Genomic DNA, 21,036 nt, shown 5'->3' on the forward strand with positions numbered 1-21,036 from the left:
GGTGCGATTTACCGCCGCGCCCCTTTGCGCTCCCTCTGTCCTGCCGGACATCTCCCCCGCACGGGGGGAGATTGGCTGTCATCGTCGCTTTTGCCAGGGGGCGCGAAGGGGCGCCGGCCTACAGAAGCCGGTTCAGACCCAGCTTCGCCAGCACCAGCAACAGGAAGAGCGCGAACGCACCCGCAAGGCCCGCGAGCACGGCGTCCAGCAGGCTGCCGAAGCGGATGCCGTACATGTTCGCGCCCTGAATGGCGCCGAAGAAGCCGAGCACGACGATCGCCGCGTTGCCGAGCACGCCGAAGCCGTCGTCGCGCAAAAGGGCGTTGAGGCCGATGGAAAACAGGTAGGAGAGCAACGCCACCGTGACGATGGCGAAGATGAGCCAGCTTGCGTCGAGCTTCATCAGCATGTGGCGCGCCGCCGGCCCTCTGGGCCAGCGCTCCCGAGCTTCAGCACCATTGACAATAGAACGCAAAACTTTCGCTTTCCTTGCGGTGCCGAAAAGCGCAGAGAACGCCCCGTTCAACAACCTCCCCCGGATCGTCCATGGCCGACGCCGCCAAAGCCATTCCCGCGCTTTTCGTCCTGCTCTGGGCCACCGGCTTTATCGGCGCGCGCTACGCCATGCCGTGGGCCGAGCCCTTCACCTTCCTGTGGGTGCGCTTTGCGCTGAGCTTCGCGCTCCTGCTGCTGCTCGTTCCGGTGATGAAGGCGCGAAAGCTCGCTCCGCGCACGGCCTTCCACGCCGGCATCGCCGGCATGCTCATGCACGGCGTCTATCTGGGCGGCGTGTTCTGGGCCGTCCGCAACGGCCTGCCGGCGGGCCTGGCCGGCCTCATTGTCGGGCTGCAGCCGTTGCTGACGGCAGCGATGGCCGGCGCGTTCACCGGCGAGACGGTGGACCGGCGGCTCTGGCTGGGGCTCGGCGTCGGGCTTGTCGGTGTCGCCATCGTGCTTTCGCCGAAGCTCGGAGAGGCCGCCGGCGGTGTCACCGTCGCGACGGTCGGCGCCGGGCTTGTCGCCGTCATCGCCATGAGCGCCGGCACCGTGTGGCAGAAACGCTTCGTCGCCAACGCCGATCTCGTCACGGCGACCCTGTGCCAATATCTCGGCGGCTGGCTGATCGTCTTCCTCGCCTCGCTGCTGCTGGAAGACCAGCAATTCGTGCTCACCGGCGAGCTTCTGTTCGCCATGGCGTGGCTGGTGCTGGTGCTTTCGCTGGGCGCGATCTTCCTCTTGATGGTCTTGATCCGCAACGGAGCGGTGGCGCGCGTCGCCTCGCTCTTCTACCTCGTGCCGGCGGTCACGGCGGTGATGGCCTGGGCGCTGTTCGGAGAGACCCTGACACCGCTGCAGATCGCCGGCATGGCCGTCACCACGCTTGGCGTGGCGCTCGCCACGGGTCAGTCGGCCACCGTCCGCCGCCCGCGGTAGCGCATGATGGCGGCGTTGATCTCGCCGCCCAGGATGAAGATCGCCGAGACGATGTAGAGGAAGACGACAGCGATCATGATCGAGGCGAGGCCTGCATAGGTGCTGGCATAGCTGTTGAAACGGGCGAGATAGGCCGCAAACAGGCCGGAGCCGGCGATCCACCCGATGAGCGTGAAGACGATGCCGGGCAGGATGTCCGCCAGTGTCCGCTTGCCCCCCGGAAGCCACAGATGAATGGAGGCGAGCGCCGCCACGAGCACCACCACCGCGATCACATAGCGCCAAAGGTTGATCGTGCCGAGATAGGGCTCGATCCATTCCAGGTGCCGGGCCGCCAGCTCGGCGGCCACGGGCGCGACCACCAGAAGCAGGCTGACCGTCAGGAAACCCGCCGTGGCGATCAGCACGAAACCCAGGCTCTGCACCCTGAGCCAGATGAAGGAGCGCTGCTCGTCGACGCGGTAGGCCCGGTTGAGCGAAAGCCTGAGCGCTTCGACGCCGTTCGAGGCGAAGAAAGCGGCGCCGGCGACGCCGAAGGTCAAAATACCGCCCCGCCGCACCTTCAGCACGTGTTCCACTTCCGCACCGATCGGCCCGGCGACTTCCTCCGGCAGCGTCTCGAAGATGAGGTGCACCACCCTGTCGGCATAGATGCCCGCACCAAGGAAGCTCGCCAGCGCCACGGCGAAGATCATGAACGGGAACAGCGCCATGATGGCGCTGATTGCCAAATGACTGGCCATCGCCCAGCCGTCGTCGGAGTTGAAATGACCGAAGGCATCGCCCGCGATTTGCCTGAGCGCTTTCAATCCAAGCACGATGAGCCCTCGACCATTCCCGCCCTCCTTGAGATCGATTTGTCGCGCCCGGCGCGAAGGGACGCCGGTATTTCCAAGACGGCTAATTCCACCTGAACACTTCCCGCACTACTATGCGAAACCAGTGTCCTTATAGGCAATCAACCACCGCAGCGAAACAACACCCCATGAACAAGAACAAGACCATCCTTCTCACCGGAGCCTCCTCCGGTATCGGCGCTTATTGCGCCCGGGCGCTCAAGCGCGAGGGGTGGCGCGTCTTCGCCACGGCGCGCAAGGCGGAAGATCTGGCGGCGCTGCAAGAGGACGACATCGAGGCCTTCTATCTCGACTACCGGGAGCCCGCTTCCATCGCCGCACTGGCCGATGAGGTGCTTGCCCGCACCGGCGGCGGGCTCGACGCGCTGTTCAACAACGGCGCCTACGCACAGGCAGGCGCGGTGGAGGACCTGCCGGTGGCGGCTTTGCGCGAGCAATTCGAGGCGAATTTCTTCGGCTGGCACGACCTGACGCGCCGCATCGTGCCGACGATGCGCGCCGAGGGGCGTGGCCGCATCGTCCACTGCTCCTCGATCCTTGGCCTCGTGCCGGTCACCTATCGCGGCGCCTACGCGGCCTCCAAGCACGCGTTGGAGGGGCTGATGCTGTGCATGCGCGCCGAGTTGGAGGGCTCGGGCGTTCATGTCTCCCTCATCGAGCCCGGCCCGATCCGCTCGAAGATCGCCATCAACGGCCTTTACTGGTTCGAGCGCAACATCGATATCGAGAACTCCGTCCACCGCGAAGCCTATCAGGCCCAGCTTCAGCGCTTGCGCGCCGGCGGCAGCAAGTCGCGCCTGAAGCTCGGACCGGAGGCCGTCCACAAGGTTTTGCGCCATGCGCTTCTTCACCCGCGCCCCCGGCCACATTATGTCGTAACCTTGCCGGCGAAGATCGGTGTAACCCTGAAGCGGCTCATGCCCGCTTCGGCCCTTTACCGCATCCTCGCCACCCAGGGCTGAGCCAGCCCCGCAACAGAAGCAGGAGTCCATGTCCACCGCCTTCAACATCCTGATCGTCGTTGTCATGGTCGCGGTCGTCTTCGTGCTCGTCCGCGGCCTCATCAACATGATGCGCGGCGGCTCGGGGAATACCTCGAACAAGCTGATGCAGGCACGCGTGGCGCTCCAGTTCGTGGCCATCGTGCTGATCGTCCTGGCGATGTGGTACGCCCAGTCGCAAGGTTGAGCCATGGTGAAGCTGAATAAGATCTACACCCGCAAGGGCGACGATGGCACGACGGGCCTCGCGGTGGGCGGGCGACGGCTGAAAAGCGATCTGCGCGTGGCCGCATACGGCACGGTGGACGAAGCCAGCGCCTGCATCGGCATGGCGCGCGTCCACACCGCGCAAACGCATCCCGAGATCGACGCCATGCTGATGCGCGTGCAGAACGACCTGTTCGATCTCGGCGCCGACCTTGCCACGCCGGAGACCGGCAAAAAGCCCGCCCATGAACCGCTGCGCATCGTCGCCGCGCAGGTGGAGCGCGTTGAGCGCGACATCGACGTGCTGAATGCCAAGCTCTCGCCCCTCACCTCCTTCGTGCTGCCGGGCGGCACGCCGGCTTCCGCGGCACTGCACCTCGCCCGCACCGTAGCGCGGCGCGCCGAGAGGCTGATAGTGGAGTTGAGCCGCATGCCGGGCGAGACAGTGAGTGCGGAAGCGATCGGCTACATCAACCGCGTCTCCGACCTCCTCTTCGTCGCCGCCCGCGCCGTCAATGACAACGGCGCGCGCGACGTGCTATGGGTGCCCGGGCAATATCGCTGAAGAGAGCGGGCCGATCGGCCCGGGGCAAGGCCGATGTTCATACCGCTCCACGACGCCAACCGGCTGAGGCATATCGACCGCCAGTACGTCACCCTCGGCATCATCGCCCTCAACGTGCTCGTCTGGCTGACGACGACGGTCGGCGGTGCGGGTTTCGCGCAAGCGGCTGCCCTCGGCCTCGGCTACATCCCCTCCGTCGCCTACGATTTGGCGGTGCTGCCGCCGGAGCTCGAGCTGGTGCCGGCACCGCTGACCTACGTCACCTATGCCTTCCTGCACGGCGACATCATGCATCTGGGCGGCAACATGCTGTTCCTGTGGGTGTTCGGCGACAATGTCGAGGATGCGCTGGGCCATTTCCGCTACCTCATCTTCTATCTCGCCTGCGCCATCGCGGGCGCGGCCTTTCACGGCGTGGTGACGCCAGAGTCCCAGGCGCCGCTTATCGGCGCCTCGGGCGCGGTGGCGGGCGTCATTGCCGCCTATCTGATACTGCACCCCAGGGTGAAGTTGTGGGTGCTCGCTTTTGCCCGTATCCCGCTGCGCGTGCCGGCCTTCCTGGCTCTGGCATTGTGGATCGGCACGCAGTTCTTCATGTTCGTGGTCGACCGCGAGAACCAGGTTTCCTGGGCGGCCCATATCGGCGGCATCCTGGCCGGCGCCGTCCTCGTCGTCGTCATGCGCCGGCGTGGCGTGCCGTTGCTCGACCGGCGTATCGTGCCGCCGGAGGCGGTGGAGCTCGAATGAGTGAGTAGTGAGTAGAGTGGGCGACGGACCGATTTTTCCGCTGCGCCGCGATCTCTTTCTCACTACTGACCGCTCACTATTCCCTATTCGCTTTGTCCGTATTGACGTGCACGTCAGGCCTCACTACGGTTCGGCGGCTTCCGGCAAAGCCGCGCCTTCGGGGAACGACCGAGCTGTCCCGTTTTGCCCCGAACATGGCGGAAATCAGCCATCGGACCGGACCTGGCGCTGCTATCCAGCGCCGGGTTGCGGAGTTGAGAAAGGTGAATGCGCATGAAGGTCCTTGTTCCGGTGAAGCGGGTGATCGACGCGAATGTGAAGCCGCGCGTGAAAGCCGACGGCTCCGGTGTCGAGCTCGCCAACGTCAAGATGGCGATGAACCCGTTCGACGAGATCGCGGTGGAAGAGGCGATCCGCCTCAAGGAGACCGGCAAGGCGGAAGAGATCGTGGCCGTCTCCATCGGCCCGGCGCAGGCGCAGGAGACGCTGCGTACGGCGCTCGCCATGGGTGCGGACCGCGCTATCCTGGTGAAGACCGACCTAGCTGTTGAGCCGCTCGACGTGGCGAAGATCCTCAAGGGTGTGGCCGATGAGGAGAAGCCGGGCCTCATCATCCTCGGCAAGCAGGCGATCGACGACGATTCCAACCAGACGGGGCAGATGCTGGCAGCCCTTCTCGGCTGGGCCCAGGGCACCTTCGCCTCCAACGTGGCGATCGACGGCGAGAAGGCGACGGTGACGCGCGAGGTCGACGGCGGCCTGCAGGTGGTGGAACTCAAGCTGCCGGCCATCGTGACGACGGACCTGAGGCTGAACCAGCCGCGCTACGCCTCGCTGCCCAACATCATGAAAGCCAAGAAGAAGCCGCTCGACGAGAAGAGCCCCGCGGATTACGGCGTCGAGGTGAAGACGCGCCTCAAGGTCCTGAAGACCGAGGAGCCGGCGGGCCGCAAGGCCGGCATCAAGGTCGGCTCGGTGGCCGAGCTGGTCGACAAGCTGAAGAACGAAGCCGGCGTGCTTTAGGGAAGGAAACGACGAGATGGCAATTCTCCTCATCGCGGAACACGACAACCAGTCGCTCTCCGACCAGACGGCCAAGGCGCTTGCGGCGGCGGCGAAGATCGGCTCCGATATCGACGTGCTGGTTGCGGGCCAAGGCGCCAGGGCGGCGGCCGAGGCCGCGGCCAAGCTCTCCGGCGTGCGCAAGGTGCTTCTGGCCGAGAGCGGCGCGTTGGCAGAGCGCCTGGCCGAGCCGCTGGCCGCTACCGTGCTTTCGCTGGCCGACGGCTACGACACGCTGATTGCGCCAGCCACGACGACGGGCAAGAACGTGATGCCGCGCGTTGCAGCACTTCTCGACGTGATGCAGGTCTCCGAGGTCATCGAGGTGGTGGACGAGAAGACCTTCAAGCGCCCCACCTATGCCGGCAACGCCATCCAGACGGTGGAAGCGACCGACGCCAAGCGCGTCGTCACCGTGCGCACCGCCTCCTTCCAGGCGGCGGGTGAAGGCGGCTCGGCTCCGGTCGAGACGGTGAATGCCGCCGAAGACCCCCGCCTTTCCGCTTTCATTGAGAACAAGATCGAGGAAAGCGACCGGCCCGAGCTCACCTCCGCAAAAATCATCATATCCGGCGGTCGGGCGCTCGGCTCGGCGGAGAAGTTCGAGGAGGTGATCCTGCCCGTGGCCGACAAACTGGGAGCCGCGGTCGGCGCCTCACGCGCTGCGGTCGATGCGGGATATGCGCCCAACGATTGGCAGGTGGGCCAGACGGGCAAGGTGGTGGCGCCCGATCTCTATATCGCCTGCGGCATCTCCGGCGCCATCCAGCATCTGGCTGGCATGAAGGATTCCAAGGTCATCGTCGCGATCAACAAGGACGAGGAGGCGCCCATCTTCCAGGTCGCCGACTACGGGCTGGTGGCCGATCTCTTCGACGTCCTGCCGGAGCTCGAAAAGGCGCTTTGACATTCCTCAAGGCGCGTGCACAATTTGTGAAGGGCGGGGTAGACGCGGCTCTCCCGCCCTTTTGGAGTGTCGGGCGTCCGTTCGGGCGCTACACAAGGACGCTCTAAGTTTTTGAATCTACGCATCGTGCTTTCCGAAAAATCGATTCCGATTTTCGGGCCGATGCTGTAGGTTGCACTGCAACAAGAACATGCGCGGGGCGACACGCACCCCGCGGCAGGATCGGTGACATGACGGGCAAGATCGAGACGGTGGGTATCGTCGGCGCCGGCCAGATGGGCAGCGGCATCGCCCATGTAAGCGCGTTGGCCGGCTATCGCGTGAAGCTTTACGACATTTCGCCGGAGCGCATCGAGGCGGGCATCGCCACCATCAGCGGCAACATGGCGCGCCAGGTCTCCTCCGACAAGCTCGAGGACAAGGAAAGGCAGAAGGCGCTCGGCCGCATCGCGCCGGCGAACGCGCTGGAGGATCTGGCGGACTGCGATCTCGTCATCGAGGCGGCGACGGAAGACGAGACGATCAAGCGCAAGATATTCGCCCAGCTCTGCCCGATCCTCAACCCGGAGGCGCTGGTCGCCACCAACACCTCTTCCATCTCCATCACGCGGCTGGCCTCGCAAACCGACCGCGCCGAGCGCTTCATCGGCATCCATTTCATGAACCCGGTGCCGGTGATGAAGCTGGTGGAGCTGGTGCGCGGCATCGCCACCGAGGACCTGACCTTTGACACCGCCCGTGCCTTCGTCGAAAGCCTCGACAAGACCATCACCGTGGCGGAGGACTTCCCGGCCTTCATCGTCAACCGCATCCTGTTGCCGATGATCAACGAGGCCATCTACACGCTCTACGAGGGCGTAGGCTCCGTGGAAGCGATCGACACGGCCATGAAGCTCGGTGCCAACCACCCGATGGGCCCGCTGCAGCTTGCCGATTTCATCGGCCTCGACACGTGCCTCTCCATCATGCAGGTGCTCTACGAGGGGCTGGCTGATTCCAAATACCGCCCCTGCCCTTTGCTGGTGAAATATGTCGAGGCGGGATGGCTCGGCCGCAAGTCGGGCCGCGGCTTCTACGACTACCGCGAGGACCCGCCCGTTCCGACGCGCTAGTGCAGCGCCGGGGCCGGCGGCTGGTCCAACCCGATGCGCGTCAGCATGATGCGGTTGCGGCCGGCGCTCTTAGCCTCGTAGAGGCGTTCGTCGGCGACGCGGAAGAGCTCGCTGAAGCCGACCCTGCGTACGAATGCGGCACATCCAACGCTGACCGAGAGCGGGCAGATATCGCCGCCAGGGCGAAAGGCCACGCGATTGACCCTCTGGCGGATGCGCTCGGCAACACTTGCCGCCCCGCGCTCGGTCGCCCCCGGCAGGAAGACGCCGAACTCCTCCCCGCCGAGCCGGCCCACCAGATCGGTCTTGCGCACGGCGGAGCGGATCGCGTGGGCGATCGCCTTCAGAGCCATATCGCCTTCGTAGTGCCCGAAGCGGTCGTTGATCTTCTTGAAGTGGTCGGCGTCGATCACCAGGAGCGCCCCCACGACAGCCTCGTCATCGACGCCGTCGGCCAGCCACTTCTCGACGCGCGCGGAGAAGGAGCCGCGATTGAGGCACCGTGTCAGGAAATCCGTCGCCGCCGCGTCGGCCAGCTTGTAATTGACAATGGCCAGTTCACGCAGCTTGAGTGTCAGGTAGAAGAACAGCGGCGCAGCCAGCAGAATTGTGATTACGACGGCGGAGAAGACGGCCCGCTTCCGCACTGCTTCGCCAAAGGGGAGGAACAAGGTGTAGTTGATGCTGACCGCGACGGCGATACAGCCTGCTGTACCGAGAATCGTCCAATAGGTGAGCTTGATGCGGCCGCGCGCGGACATTCCCCGCAATGAGGCAAGCAAACGCATTTGACCTGTCCCCCGACAATCCCCCCTTTTCTCAGGAAAGCATGAAGAATGGGTTTAACGGGGGCCTCGATGGCCGCTGGCGGAGGCCTATTGCGCCGGCTGCTTCTGGCGGCGAGGGCGGGCGCTGGTCCTCTTTGCCTTCCTGTGCTGATCGGCGATGGGGGAGATGTCCTCCATGGGGAAGGCGTCCACCGCGACCACCTTGTGCACTGCCTCCCTGACCTTCGCGAGGAGGGCGAGCTCGGTTGCGGTGATGATACCTTTTTCGTGAGCCGCCTGCGGGTCCGGCACCTTGCCGTCGCGCAGCTTCTTCTCGATGGGTGCAGCCTCCGTGACGAGATGGAAAGCCTCCTCGAGGTCCTTGATGGGGTGCTCGGCATGGCCGGCGCCGAGGTAGAGGTCCGGGGTCAGCCGGTCGCGCTGGACTGAGGGCTTCATGAGGATGTCAGCCACCTGCGAGATCAGCCGGTCGGAGGGAACGGGCTCCGGCACACCCATGGGGAAGGCGACAATGCGCACGGACCAGGCGGCCCAGCGCGCCGGCAGATTGTCCAGCACGCCCTTGAAGGCCGCGCCGACGCGGCTTTCGCCCTGACGCATCAGGTAGTCGACGATCGGCCGGTCCTCCTCCTGCCGGCCCTCGTCCTCGAACCGCTTGAGGACGGCGCCGAGCAGATAAAGCTCGGCCAGGATGTCGCCAAGCCGCGCCGAGATCAGCTCCTTGCGCTTCAGGGCGCCGCCCAGGGTCAAGAGCGCGACGTCGGTGAGGAGCGCGAAGGCGGCGGCATAGCGTGACAGCCTCTTCCAGTGGCGCGGCATGGCGGCGCCGTCGGGCGCCGGGCCGATCAGCCCGCCCGACCAGCCGCGCACGATGGCCCGCCACTTGGTCTTCGCGACATGCCCGAAATGCGTCCAAAAGGCGCGATCGAAGGCTTCGAGCCCTTCCGCCTTATCCTCGTTCGAAAGCGCCAGCATCTCCTTGAGCATGAAGGGGTGCGAGCGCACCGCGCCCTGGCCGAAGATCATCAGGCTGCGGGTGAGGATGTTCGCCCCCTCGACGGTGATGCCGATGGGCACCGAGCGGTAGCCGCTGGCGAGATAATTGCGCGGGCCGTCGATGATGCCCTTGCCGCCGTGAATGTCCATGGCGTGCTCCAGCGAGCGGCGCATGCGCTCCGTGGCGTGGTACTTCATGATCGCCGAGAGGACCGACGGCCTGTGCCCCTGGTCGAGCGCGGCGATCGTCAGCCGCCGCGCCGCGTCGATGAGATAGGCGTTGCCGGCGATCTCGGCGAGCGGCTCCTGCACGCCCTCGAACAGGCCGATGGGCACGTTGAACTGGCTGCGCACGCGCGCATAGGCGCCCGTGGCACGCGCACTCATGGCGGCGGACGCCGCCGATTGCGACGGCAGCGAGATGCTGCGCCCGGCGGCAAGGGCGGTCATCAGCATGGTCCAGCCCTGGCCGATCTGCTCTTCCCCGCCCAGGATATGGTCCAGCGGCACAAACACGTCCTTGCCGTAGAGCGGCCCGTTCTGGAAGAAGGTGAAGAGCGGGATGTGCCGCTCGCCATGGCTGACGCCTGGGGTATCGGTGGGCAAGAGCGCCACGGTGATGCCCAGCTCCTCGCCGCGACCCAGATGGTTTTCAGGGTCGCGCATCTTGAAGGCGAGCCCCATCACCGTGGCGATGGGGCCGAGCGTGATATAGCGCTTGTGGAAGTTGAGGCGCACGCCGAGCACCTTTTTCCCCTTCCAGGTGCCGTATTCGACCACGCCCGTATCGGCCATCGCCGCGGCGTCCGAGCCGGCGTCGGGCGAGGTGAGGCCAAAGCAGGGGATCTCGCGGCCGTCGGCGAGCCGCGGCAGCCAGTAGTTGCGCTGCGCATCCGTGCCGAAATGCATGAGAAGCTCGCCCGGCCCCAGCGAATTGGGCACCATCACGGTGACACCCGCCACCACACTGGCCGAAGAGACCATGCGCACCACCTCGGAATGCGCCGTGTTGGAGAAGCCGAGCCCGCCATAGTCCTTCGGGATGATCATGCCGAAGAACTTCTTCTTGCGCATGAAATCCCAGACGGATTTGGCAAGGTCGCGGTCGCGCCAGTTCAGCGTCCAGTCGTCGACGAGCGCGCAAAGTTCGCGCACCTCCCCGTCCATGAAGGCTTGCTCTTCCTCCGACAGCCTTGCTCTTGGGGTGGCCAGAAGCGCGTTCCAGTCCGGATTGCCGGAGAACAGTTCCCCGTCCCACCACACGGTGCCGGCATCGATCGCCTCGCGCTCCGTCTCGGAGATGGGCGGCATGATGCTCGCGGCCCACTTGAAGATTGGTGCGGTGACGTAATCGCGGCGAAATGTGCGGAGATCCATGGCGCTGCCTTCCGTCCGAGTGCCTCTTATCGCGGGCTCCAATGCAGAATGGCCAGCCCCGCGACCGTGTTCCGTCGGAGAAATTCGACGTGGAAGCCCTCCGATCGTCCCCGCAAGCCTGCCTCGACTATGGCAGATAAACAACACTCGCCAACAATCACGCAAAATTTAAGTCCGAAACGAAGAGTTACTGATTGTGATAAATCTCGATTGCGATTAGTTGAGTGGCTGGGTGCAGGTTTGAGTGAGCTGAACGCGTTCTTGCGGGCGGCGGGGCTATGTTTCGATCTCTGATGCTCAGGCGGCTGAGCGCTACCGGATTGGTTGCGATATTTGCGCTGGCGGCGGGTCCGCCGGCGGCGGCCGAGGACGGCACGGCGATTGCCCTTTCCGACACCCTTGCAGCGCTTTCCAGACAGAGGGGCAAGAGCGTGGCGAGCGCCAACCGGCAGCTCGAATTGGTCCGCAACCGTCTTGAAAGCACGCGCGGCCCGCGCCTCTACGGCACAAACGTCAATGCAAGCTCGCTGGCGATGCGGTTCGCCGGCGGATCGAAGAAGAAGAGCGCCGCCTTCGAGACCAAGCACCTTCTCGCACCGGAAAAGGAGCGCCGCACGCGGCGCCGCGCGGCCTGGCTCGGCGGCAACGTGACGCTCGACAGCGCGCGCGCCGAAAACCCGCGCCTTGCAGCGCTTTACACCAACGGCCTCACGTTCGGCGCCGACGTGCGCCTTGGCCCGCGCCTTCTGGTGGGAAATGCCGTTGGCGCGGCCTTCGACAGGGTACCCTTCGGTGCCGACGGTTCTCTGGGAACCTACACCCTGTCCAACACGCTCTATGGCAGCCTGACGACGTCGAGGGGTACTTTTCTGGACGTCGCGCTCGGCGCTTCCCGCAGCGAATTCTCGGGCAACTACGGCGCCGCCAGGCACTCCGCATCAGGCCGCCGTGCGGCAAACCAGCTCTACGGTCAGGCGCGCTACAGCCATCGCTTCGAGCGCGACCGGGTCCGCGTCCGCTCCTACGGACAGGCAAAGCTCCTGCACACGCGCTACGGCGACTATTTGGAGAAGGGCGACGGCGCCCATCACAGCCAGCCGCAATCGATCGCTTCGCTCGAACTTACGCTTGGCGTGCACGGAGAAACGACGGTAACCGCCAATGTCGGGAAGCTGACGCCGCACGCCGTCCTGGAAGTGTCGCGGGCGGCGAGGAGGACGTCGCGCGCTATCGTCGCGTCACTGGATGACACGACGGGCGACAGCCATGTGATAGCCTCGTCGAGCGGCCAATCGGGCAGGCTCACCGCCCGCACCGGGCTCAATTGGGCGATCAGCGAGGGCGCCACTCTCAAGGGCGAGTATTCTGTGTCCTCGGGAATGGCCGAATTCCTCCCGCAACAGAAAGTGACGGCCGGCTTCAAGCTGAAATTCTGATGCCGGGCGGGGCCGCCCGTGGTGTCAGCGCACTTCACCCACGACAGCCGTAACCAGCCGTTTGGCGTCCTCGCCCGCCCATTCGGCCGGCCCGTTCATGTGGGCAAGCAGGCAGCCTTCCTCGTCGATGAGGACGGTCACCGGGAGGCCAAGCGCCAGCCCGCGTCGCTTCAGGTCGTTGAAGATGGCGAGCGATTCGTCGCGGTAGTAGCCGAGCGAGCCGATGCCGATCTCTTCGAGAAAGGCTTTCGGCTTCTCGTCGCCGCCGCGGTCGATGTTCACGGCCACCACCTCGAAGCGGTCGGAGCCCATTTCCCGCTGCAGCGCGTCAAGCGCCGGCATCTCCTCGCGGCAGGGAACGCACCAGGTGGCCCACAGATTGACGAGCAGCGCCTTGCCGGCGAAGTCGGCGACCGTCATCGCCTCGCCGTTGGGGCCGTTGAAGGCAAGGTCGCTCAGGGGCTGGGACGGATCGGCCGGCAGTAGCGCCGCCACATCGCCTGTGATGACAGGTTCGAGAGCCGCCGCCTCTTCGGTCTTGGCGGCGCAGGCCGTCTGTTCGCTCCCGCCGGCGGCATTGTTGCCATCGGCCCCGCCCATCACGTATACGGCGATGGCCCCGGCGACGACGCCCGCCACCGCGGCGATTGCGATCAGGCGAAGCGCTGGAAGGTTCCGCATAGTGTCCGCCATTCCTAAAACACCACTCCGAGCCCGGTTATCACAATGAGCGAAAACAAAGCCAGCAACCGCATGTGGGGCGGACGTTTTGCCTCAGGCCCCGACGCCGTGATGGAAGCCATCAACGCGTCTATCGGCTTCGACAAGAAGCTCTACGCCCAGGACATCCGCGGCAGCCTGGCACACGCCGCCATGCTGGCCGAAACTGGCATAATCTCGGCCGAAGACGAACGAAAGATCGCTCACGGACTGAACACGATCCTGTCAGAGATCGAGGCCGGCACGTTCGAATTCTCCGCCAAATTGGAGGACATCCACATGAATGTGGAGGCGCGGCTTGCCGAACTGATCGGGCCAGCCGCCGGACGGCTACACACCGCGCGCTCGCGCAACGACCAGGTGGCGCTCGACTTCCGCCTATGGGTGAAGGAGGAGTTGCAGCGCGTCGATGCGGCCCTTGGTGGACTTCTGGAGGCGTTCCTGACCCGCGCCGAGGAGCACGTGGCGACGGTGATGCCGGGCTTCACCCATTTGCAGACGGCCCAGCCCGTCACCTTCGGCCACCACCTGATGGCCTATGTAGAGATGTTCGGCCGCGACCGCTCTCGCGTGCGCGACGCGGTTCTTCGGTTGGACGAATGCCCGCTGGGCGCGGCCGCGCTTGCCGGCACAGGCTTTCCCGTCGACCGGCACATGGCGGCCAAGGCACTCGGCTTCCGCGAGCCGACGCGCAACTCCATCGACACGGTCTCGGACCGAGATTTCGCACTGGAGTTCCTTTCCGTCGCCGCCATCTGCGCCACGCATCTTTCACGGCTTGCCGAAGAGATCGTTATCTGGTCGACGCCGCAATTCGGCTTCGTGCGGCTCTCCGACGCCTTCTCCACCGGCTCCTCCATCATGCCGCAGAAGAAGAACCCGGACGCGGCCGAACTGATACGCGCCAAGACCGGCCGCATCAATGGCGGACTGGTCGGGCTTCTGACCGTGATGAAAGGCCTGCCGCTCGCCTATTCCAAGGATATGCAAGAGGACAAGGAGGCCGTCTTCGACGCCGCCGAGACGCTCGACCTGATGCTCGCCGCCATGACCGGCATGGTGGGCGACCTGGAGGTGGACAGCCGGGCGATGCGGAAGGCGGCCGGAAGCGGCTTCTCCACCGCCACCGACCTCGCCGACTGGCTGGTGCGCGAGGCGGGGCTGCCCTTCCGCGAGGCCCATCACGTGACCGGCCGCGCCGTGGCGCTGGCGGAAGACAGGAAATGCGGGCTGGAGAGGCTGCCGCTCGACGATCTCAAGGCGATCCATCCGGCGATCACCGACGGTGTATACTCGGTCCTGTCGGTGACGAACTCGGTCAAGAGCCGCACCTCCTACGGCGGCACGGCGCCAGCCGAGGTGCGCCGGCAGATCCGCGCCTGGAGGAAACGCCTGAAACGGGATGCCCCGAAACCGGATGCAACGGCGACGAAAAGGCGTTAAAACCCCCGCACCTTTGTTTGCTTGAAGAGAACGGACGATACATGACGGCCCGCGGAACGCTCACCCTTCTCGTGCTCGGCCTGGCGCTTGGCCTTGCCGCCTGCGGCCGCAAGGCGCCGCTCGACACGCCCTACGAGGCGGCCGTCGACGCGCGCAAGGAGGCGGAACGCAACGACGAGCCCCTGCCCCCGGCGCCGAAGAGGCCGGTCAAGGACCGGCCGTTCATTCTCGATGGACTGATTTAGCCCGTGAACCACTTTCAGTATCAGGACGGCATCCTGCATGCCGAGGACGTGTCGTTGCCGGACATCGCGGCAGCCGTCGGCACCCCCTTCTATTGCTATTCCACCGCCACGCTGACGCGCCACTATCGCGTCTTCCAGGAAGCGCTTTCCGGACTCGATTCGCTGATCTGCTACGCCATGAAGGCCAACTCGAACCAGGCGGTGGTGAAGACGCTGGGCGGCCTTGGCGCCGGCGCCGACGTGGTATCCGAGGGTGAGCTGCGCCGCGCACTCGCCGCCGATATACCGGCGCAAAGGATCCTCTTTTCCGGCATCGGCAAGACGGCGCGCGAGATGGATTTCGCGCTGTCGGCCGGCATTCTCTGCTTCAACGTCGAGTCCCTGCCCGAACTGGAGCTTCTTTCCGCCCGCGCCCAGGCGCTGGGCCTGACGGCCCCTGTCTCGCTGCGCATCAACCCGGACGTCGACGCCAAGACGCACCGGAAGATCTCCACCGGCAAGTCGGAGAACAAGTTCGGCATTCCCTGGAAGGATGCCCGTGCCGCCTACCGGCGCGCCGCCGAGCTGCCCGGCCTCAAGGTCACCGGCATCGACATGCATATCGGCAGCCAGATCACCGAGCTGCAGCCTTTCGACGACGCCTTCGCGCTTCTGACGGAGCTGACGGAGACGCTGCGAAAGGACGGCCACGCCATCGAACATGTGGACCTCGGCGGCGGGCTCGGTGTGCCCTACCGCGAGGACAACGAGCCGCCGCCGCTGCCTCAAGCCTATGCCGAGATCGTGCGCAAGCACGTGACCCGGCTGGGCGTGAAGGTGTTTCTGGAGCCGGGCCGGCTGATCGCCGGCAACGCCGGTGTCCTGGTGTCGCAGGTCCTGTACGTGAAGGAAGGCGAGGCGAAGAACTTCCTCATCGTCGACGCGGCGATGAACGACCTCATCCGCCCGACGCTCTACGACGCCTATCACACCATCCGCCCGGTGCGCGAGCCGGCGGTGGACGCTCCGCGCATAACGGCGGACGTGGTGGGCCCCGTGTGCGAGACGGGCGACTTCCTGGCGCTGGACCGCGACCTGCCGGCGATGCGGTCTGGCGACCTGATCGCCATCGCCACGGCGGGCGCCTATGGCGCGGTGCAGGCAAGCACCTACAATTCACGCCTCCTGGTGCCGGAAGTTCTGGTCAAGGACGGACAGTTCCACGTGGTGCGCCCGCGCCTGACCTATGAGGCGCTCATCGGCTTGGATTCGATGCCCGACTGGCTTTGAACCGCAGCTGCAAGGGGCGGCTCAGGCAGAGCGGCTGTACGCCTCTTCTTCTCCGACGTTTCCGAAAGGAAGCGGGCAACCGCATATTGCAGGAGGATGCCGCCAACGATCAGTGCGGTATCCTCCAGAACCGTCGTCTCGAAGCGCGCGCGCAGGACCTGCAGCGCGATCGATAGCACCGAGCCCGTTGCGAAAACCGCAAGGCCGTTCTGACCCATGAGCGCGACGGGCCGGAAGGCCGGCTCCGCCAGGAGGCGCGACACCGCGGCAAGGTTCGTCAATACGTAGGCCAGCGCCAGCGTATGCAGCAGGCGCGGCAGGGACAGGAACGTCTTGTCGAAGCCGGCGATGAAGAAGGGCAGATGTTGCCGGCCCGGCAAGGCACCCATGCGCAGCTTTATCCACATCAGCGCGAAGGCGAGGAAAATTGCGGCGGCGTAGAACAGCCTGCGGTTGAAGGGCACCAGCTTGCGCCCCTCGCTTGCCGACAGACCAGCGGCGATGCCGATGGCGTAGATGAGCTGCCAGGACAGCGGATTGAAGAACCAGCCGCCGGGGTTGGGGTAGTTGGGCAGGTTCAGCCGGAACGTCCCCGCCACAAGCCAAATCAGAACGGCAAGGCCGATCATCGCCCAGCGGTCTCTCAGCCCGATGATGATGTAGAGCGGCGAGACGACCAACAGCGTGAAATAGAGCGGCAGGATGTTGAAATAGCCGAGCTGGTGGCCGAGCGTCGGCACGCCGACCATCGCCGAAAGCGGACGGTCGAGAAGGCGGGTGAAGTTGAACTTCTCCACCAGCTCCGCCGTGTCCAGGAACAGGATACCGCCGGCGACGATGGCGATGGCGAACACGGTGGTGACGATATGCGTGACGTAGATCGTCCCCGCCCGCCGCCATACCCGCAGGAGGGCTTTGCCGAGGTCGCCGGACCTGAAGCCGCGCGCATAGGCAAGCCCCACGGCAATACCCGACATCAGCACGAATGCCTCGGCCGCGTCGGAGAAGCCGAAATTGCGCGACGTTAGCCCCTCGTAGATGTTGCCCGGCACGTGATTGACGAAAATCGTCAGCAAGGCCAGTCCACGGAAGACGTCGAGACGATGGTCCCGGCCCCCAACGGCCGGCGGAATGGATGTGCTCACTAAGTTCTCCCCGCCCCGGCCGGCGTATGGGTGTCACGCAGCGGCTGTATAGGTCTGGCCACAGCCTCGCCTGCCTCTGCCGGCACGTCGCTGCGCCAGCGCAAAAGAATGCCCTCCTGCAAGCGCATCACCGAAGCGGGTACCCGCTCCTCGACGGTGGCGAAGAGGCCGAACCGCCGGCCAAGCCCGGCGGCGGCGAAAGATGTGCCGCTGATAAGAAGCGGCGCCAGAAGCTGCGGTCCCGTCACCAGCATGACATAGGGCAGGTAGTCCGGCGCCAGCCGGTAGGCGGCGCCGATCGTCAGCGAGCCCGCCACGACGATCCACCAGCTCGCCGCCCACGCTTCGCCGAGGCTCACCCGATCCGCCTCGCGGTTGGCCGCCGGCCATCCCGCATCCAGACCGGCCAGCACCTGGATCACGGCGCGCGTCTGGAACATCATCATCACCGGGGCAAGCAGGCTTGTGCAGGCGACCTCGGCCACGACACTGAAGAAACAGCGCAGCGAGCCGCCGAAACGGCGGTTGCGCCCGGTCACCGCGCCGTCGAGGAGAATGAGCAGCTTCGGCCCGATCAAGAGGCCGACGACGCCTGTCAGAAGGGCCAGTGCGTTGGCCTGTTCGACGCGCGGAAACACCGGCAACAGCCCCGGCACGGGGAAATAGTCCGGGATCACCTTCATCGCCGGTGCGACGATGCTGGCGACCAGGAACAGCGCCCAAAGGGGGGCGGCCACATAGGCCATGATGCCCTGGATGAAGACAAAGCGGTTCCAGGCCTTCAAGCCGGGAGCGGCAAGGAGGCGGCTGTGCTGCAGGTTTCCCTGGCACCAGCGCCGGTCACGCTTGGCGAAGTCGACCACATTGTCCGGCCCTTCCTCGAAGGAGCCCCTGAGATCCGGGTCGAGACGCACCCTCCAGCCGTTGCGCGCGAGAAGCGCGGCCTCGACGTAGTCGTGGCTCAGAATATGGCCGCCAAAGGGCGGCCTGCCCGGCAGCTCGGGTAGACCGCAGCTGCCAGCGAAGGCGCGCGTGCGCACGATGGCGTTGTGCCCCCAGAACGGCCCTTCCCTGCCTTGCAGCATCGCCAGCCCGCCCGCATAGACGGGCGAATAATAGGAGGCGGAGAACTGGATCGCGCGGCCGAAGAAGGACCGCGCATGGACCACCTTGGGCAGCGTCTGCAGGAGGCCGAGCTCCGGATCAGCCTCCATACGCCGCACCATCTCCGCCATCGTGACGCCTTCCATCAGGCTGTCGGCGTCGAGGATGATGAGATAGTCGTAGAGCGCGCCGGAGGTCTTGATGAAATCGGCGATGTTGCCCGCTTTCTTGCCGGGATTGGACTCCCTGCGGCGATAGAACACCTGGCAGGCCTCGCCCACTTCCCCCTTCAGCCGGTCGAGCCAGAATTCCTCCTGGCGAGCGATCCGCGGGTCGTTGGTATCGGAAAGGATGGCGAAGTCGAATTGCCCGCCGATGCCGAGGTGGTCGAGGCTTCTGGTCATCGCCGCCACATGCGAGAAGCTCTTGGCCGGATCCTCGTTGTAGACGGGAACGAGCACCGCTGTTCTCACCGCCGGCGCCGTCTGGGGGGGAGCGTCCGGCGTTCTTTTTCCACGCGCCGAAAGAAGGCCGTTAAGAGCCAGCCCCGCTCCCCAGGCGAGCCAGGCAGTGCTGATCGCCAGAAGCACGACGCGCGCCGGGTCGAGCCATTGCACGCCGTCGGCGTAGAAATAGCCCGCCGCCAGAAAACTGGCGATCGCCGCCATCGTGATAGCGAACGAAAGGGAGAGAATGCGTCGGAGCGTGACCATGCATTGTTATCCGTTGGAGCCAGCAAGGCCGGCTTAGCGCAGCGCAAACCACTGCATCAGCGGCCGCAGGAGCAGGCCGCGGCGCTGTCGAACGAGTGTCTGCTCCGGCATCGCCATCGGGGCGGCTGGCAGGCCGCTTTCCTCGACAAGGTGACGCACGCGGCTTTTTCCCTCAGGAACGCCCATCATTTTCTCTCCACTGATACACCCACGTTTCCGACAACTTGCGCTCGCCGAGGTGCAGCGAAGCGCTCAATTCCACGGGCGCATCGCCGTCCGGCTCCAGATCGATCACCATGCGCCACGCACCGTTGGCGTCGATCCGCGACACTGTGGTATGGACAACCTCTGCACGGCTGACGGAAATGCTCGCTTCAACGTCTTCATCGGCAGAAAGGTTCCGCAACGCCTCGCCCTCGAAATCGACCACGAACTTGCGCAGCGTCTGCGAGTTCTCGACACCCGATACGCCGCCGATTCCCGTCCTGAGGGCGGAGACCCGCGCCAGCGCATCGCTCGGCTCCTCGATGGCACCCCATGTGAGGCGGTAGCGGAACTCGAACTCCTGGCCCGCCTTCACATCGCCTTCCGGGATCCAGAAGGCGACGATGTTGTCGTTGATCTCCAGCTCCGTCGGCAACTCGACAAGGTTGATCGTGCCTTTGCCCCAGTCGCCCATGGGTTCGACCAGCAGCGAAGGCCGGCGCTCGTAGCCGGCGCCGGCGTCCTGGTAGTGATCGAATAGGCGGTCGCGCTGGAACAGGCCAAAGGCCTTCGGGCTCGTCTCCGAAAAGAACGAGTTCGCCAGCTCGTGCGGGTTGTTGAGGTTCCGCCACAATTCCTCGCCGCTGGCGCGGACGATCTTCAGCCCGTCGCTGTCGTGCACCTGGCCGCGAAAATCGTCGAAGGCACTCCTGTTGTTCTCGGCGAAGAGGAACATGGAGGTCATGGGGGCAATACCCAGGCGCTTTACGTCGCTGCGGATGTAAAGCCGCGCCGTCACCTCCATCACGGTGTTCTGCCCGGGGGTGATCTTGAAGGCATAGGCGCCGGTCACGCTCTCGCTGTCGAGCGCGGCGTAGACCGAGACGTCGGCGCTCTCGCGGGTCGGCTTCTCGATCCAGAAATCGGTGAAGCGGGGAAACTCCTCACCCTCGCTCGTCGCCGTGTTGACGGCAAGGCCGCGCGCCGAGAGCCCGTAGACGTTGCCGCGACCGAGCGCACGGAAATAGCTGGCGCCGAGGAAGGCAACCAGTTCGTCCATCACCTGCGGATCGTTGAGCGGATAGTGCAGCCGGTAACCGGCGACACCCGGCAGTTCGAGGCCGGCGAAATCTTTCGCATTCAGCGGCTTGCGGTACTCGAACATGCTGCTGTCGATATGGATCGGCGAGGCGCGGCCGTTCTCGACCACGTGGATCCTCACCGGCTGCTTGAAGAGCCAGCCGGGATGGAACGCCTGGAACTCGAACGGCGCCTCGCCGCGCCACAGCGCCTCTTCCGGGCGGAAACGGATGGCGCGGTGCTGATCGTAGGTGAGCTCCGTGATGACGTCGGGCAGCGTGCTCTCCGGCGGCTCGTAGCTCTCGCCGGCGCGCTGCTTCATGGCCGCGCTGAGTTGCTCGAACGAAAAGGCGGCGCTCTCGTCGGCTGCTCCGTCTCCTGCGCGCGGCGCCGCCGTCTGCTCCTGGGCAAAGACGGCTGAACTGCTGAGAGCCGCCGAAGCGCCCAACAGAAAACGGGCACCGGAAACGATGAATGAACGACGCTGCATGAACATCCTGCTTGGTTAATGGGAAGTGCGCGGAAGCTGCGATAGGCGCTCCGGGAAACCCTTTGAATGCGATGAGTTGGAAAAGGTTGAGGCAGACTTCATAAAATTCAGAGACGTTCTGTCATAGAATATGA

The 21,036-nt window shown here is 65.3% G+C and carries 22 protein-coding genes; 13 read left to right on the forward strand and 9 right to left on the reverse strand.

Annotation, left to right across the window (positions count from 1 at the left end; all coding sequences use genetic code 11):
- Positions 1-118: 118 nt before the first annotated feature.
- Positions 119-409, reverse strand: coding sequence for a hypothetical protein (locus GM910_RS03125; RefSeq protein ID WP_159586263.1), 291 nt, complete (start codon positions 407-409; stop codon positions 119-121).
- Between the two features lie 137 nt (positions 410-546).
- On the opposite strand from GM910_RS03125, the gene GM910_RS03130 reads away from it, so the two are divergent.
- On the forward strand, positions 547-1,434 hold the full coding sequence (locus GM910_RS03130; RefSeq protein WP_159586058.1) for a DMT family transporter: 888 nt from the start codon (positions 547-549) through the stop codon (positions 1,432-1,434).
- Here the strand turns inward: GM910_RS03130 and GM910_RS03135 are convergent.
- Complete coding sequence (locus GM910_RS03135) at positions 1,404-2,243, reverse strand: YihY/virulence factor BrkB family protein (RefSeq protein WP_425482648.1); 840 nt, start codon at positions 2,241-2,243, stop codon at positions 1,404-1,406. The two genes, GM910_RS03130 and GM910_RS03135, sit on opposite strands and share 31 nt — an antisense overlap.
- Between GM910_RS03135 and GM910_RS26895 the strand changes: the two genes are divergently transcribed.
- From GM910_RS26895 to GM910_RS03170, 8 genes are all read left to right on the forward strand, one after another.
- Positions 2,202-2,348: a hypothetical protein gene (locus GM910_RS26895; protein ID WP_201285398.1), complete on the forward strand. Its 147-nt coding sequence runs from the start codon at positions 2,202-2,204 to the stop codon at positions 2,346-2,348. The genes GM910_RS03135 and GM910_RS26895 overlap by 42 nt on opposite strands.
- 71 nt (positions 2,349-2,419) lie before the next feature.
- Positions 2,420-3,253 (forward strand): SDR family oxidoreductase, encoded by an 834-nt coding sequence (locus GM910_RS03140; protein ID WP_159586060.1) that lies wholly within the window; start codon positions 2,420-2,422, stop codon positions 3,251-3,253.
- 28 nt (positions 3,254-3,281) lie between these two features.
- Positions 3,282-3,479 (forward strand): twin transmembrane helix small protein, encoded by a 198-nt coding sequence (locus GM910_RS03145; protein ID WP_159586061.1) that lies wholly within the window; start codon positions 3,282-3,284, stop codon positions 3,477-3,479.
- Between the two features lie 3 nt (positions 3,480-3,482).
- A complete protein-coding gene (locus GM910_RS03150) occupies positions 3,483-4,064 on the forward strand; it encodes a cob(I)yrinic acid a,c-diamide adenosyltransferase (protein ID WP_159586062.1) in 582 nt (193 codons plus the stop codon).
- Between the two features lie 33 nt (positions 4,065-4,097).
- Positions 4,098-4,811 (forward strand): rhomboid family intramembrane serine protease, encoded by a 714-nt coding sequence (locus GM910_RS03155; RefSeq protein ID WP_159586063.1) that lies wholly within the window; start codon positions 4,098-4,100, stop codon positions 4,809-4,811.
- Positions 4,812-5,084: 273 nt separating this feature from the next.
- Positions 5,085-5,834 carry an electron transfer flavoprotein subunit beta/FixA family protein gene (locus tag GM910_RS03160; RefSeq protein WP_159586064.1) on the forward strand — a complete coding sequence of 250 codons (750 nt, stop codon included), beginning with the start codon at positions 5,085-5,087 and terminating at the stop codon, positions 5,832-5,834.
- 16 nt (positions 5,835-5,850) lie between these two features.
- Positions 5,851-6,780 (forward strand): electron transfer flavoprotein subunit alpha/FixB family protein, encoded by a 930-nt coding sequence (locus GM910_RS03165; RefSeq protein ID WP_159586065.1) that lies wholly within the window; start codon positions 5,851-5,853, stop codon positions 6,778-6,780.
- Positions 6,781-7,010: 230 nt separating this feature from the next.
- Complete coding sequence (locus GM910_RS03170; protein ID WP_159586066.1) at positions 7,011-7,892, forward strand: 3-hydroxybutyryl-CoA dehydrogenase; 882 nt, start codon at positions 7,011-7,013, stop codon at positions 7,890-7,892.
- On the opposite strand, the gene GM910_RS03175 is transcribed toward GM910_RS03170, so the two are convergent.
- Complete coding sequence (locus GM910_RS03175; protein ID WP_246225836.1) at positions 7,889-8,680, reverse strand: GGDEF domain-containing protein; 792 nt, start codon at positions 8,678-8,680, stop codon at positions 7,889-7,891. The two genes, GM910_RS03170 and GM910_RS03175, sit on opposite strands and share 4 nt — an antisense overlap.
- Before the next feature lie 87 nt (positions 8,681-8,767).
- Positions 8,768-11,053 carry an acyl-CoA dehydrogenase gene (locus GM910_RS03180; RefSeq protein WP_159586067.1) on the reverse strand — a complete coding sequence of 762 codons (2,286 nt, stop codon included), beginning with the start codon at positions 11,051-11,053 and terminating at the stop codon, positions 8,768-8,770.
- 278 nt (positions 11,054-11,331) lie between these two features.
- Here GM910_RS03180 and GM910_RS03185 point away from each other — a divergent pair, with 278 nt between their 5' ends.
- A complete protein-coding gene (locus GM910_RS03185) occupies positions 11,332-12,489 on the forward strand; it encodes an autotransporter outer membrane beta-barrel domain-containing protein (protein ID WP_159586068.1) in 1,158 nt (385 codons plus the stop codon).
- A 24-nt stretch (positions 12,490-12,513) separates the two neighbouring features.
- On the opposite strand, the gene tlpA is transcribed toward GM910_RS03185, so the two are convergent.
- The gene (gene tlpA / locus GM910_RS03190; protein ID WP_159586069.1) at positions 12,514-13,182 is read right to left on the reverse strand and encodes a thiol:disulfide interchange protein TlpA; all 669 of its coding nucleotides are present in this window, start codon (positions 13,180-13,182) and stop codon (positions 12,514-12,516) included.
- A gap of 33 nt (positions 13,183-13,215) precedes the next feature.
- Here tlpA and argH point away from each other — a divergent pair, with 33 nt between their 5' ends.
- Genes argH through lysA form a run of 3 tightly spaced genes read left to right on the forward strand, consistent with a single transcriptional unit; the run spans position 13,216 to position 16,166 of the window.
- On the forward strand, positions 13,216-14,652 hold the full coding sequence (gene argH, locus GM910_RS03195) for an argininosuccinate lyase (RefSeq protein ID WP_159586070.1): 1,437 nt from the start codon (positions 13,216-13,218) through the stop codon (positions 14,650-14,652).
- A gap of 41 nt (positions 14,653-14,693) precedes the next feature.
- The gene (lptM, locus tag GM910_RS03200; protein WP_159586071.1) at positions 14,694-14,897 is read left to right on the forward strand and encodes an LPS translocon maturation chaperone LptM; all 204 of its coding nucleotides are present in this window, start codon (positions 14,694-14,696) and stop codon (positions 14,895-14,897) included.
- Between the two features lie 3 nt (positions 14,898-14,900).
- Positions 14,901-16,166 (forward strand): diaminopimelate decarboxylase, encoded by a 1,266-nt coding sequence (lysA, locus tag GM910_RS03205; protein ID WP_159586072.1) that lies wholly within the window; start codon positions 14,901-14,903, stop codon positions 16,164-16,166.
- Here the strand turns inward: lysA and GM910_RS03210 are convergent.
- Genes GM910_RS03210 through GM910_RS03225 form a run of 4 tightly spaced genes read right to left on the reverse strand, consistent with a single transcriptional unit; the run spans position 16,121 to position 20,902 of the window.
- Positions 16,121-17,311 (reverse strand): OpgC family protein, encoded by a 1,191-nt coding sequence (locus GM910_RS03210; protein ID WP_159586073.1) that lies wholly within the window; start codon positions 17,309-17,311, stop codon positions 16,121-16,123. The genes lysA and GM910_RS03210 overlap by 46 nt on opposite strands.
- On the reverse strand, positions 17,311-19,128 hold the full coding sequence (mdoH, locus tag GM910_RS03215) for a glucans biosynthesis glucosyltransferase MdoH (RefSeq protein ID WP_159586074.1): 1,818 nt from the start codon (positions 19,126-19,128) through the stop codon (positions 17,311-17,313). Before mdoH ends, GM910_RS03210 begins: the two co-directional genes overlap by 1 nt.
- Before the next feature lie 33 nt (positions 19,129-19,161).
- Entirely contained in the window at positions 19,162-19,317 is a 156-nt protein-coding gene (locus GM910_RS03220; RefSeq protein WP_159586075.1) for a hypothetical protein, read from the reverse strand.
- Complete coding sequence (locus GM910_RS03225; protein ID WP_159586076.1) at positions 19,301-20,902, reverse strand: OpgD/OpgG family glucan biosynthesis protein; 1,602 nt, start codon at positions 20,900-20,902, stop codon at positions 19,301-19,303. Before GM910_RS03225 ends, GM910_RS03220 begins: the two co-directional genes overlap by 17 nt.
- Positions 20,903-21,036 lie beyond the last annotated feature (134 nt).

Origin of the sequence: Chelativorans xinjiangensis (assembly GCF_009812055.1) — a bacterium.
GTDB lineage: Bacteria > Pseudomonadota > Alphaproteobacteria > Rhizobiales > Rhizobiaceae > Chelativorans > Chelativorans xinjiangense.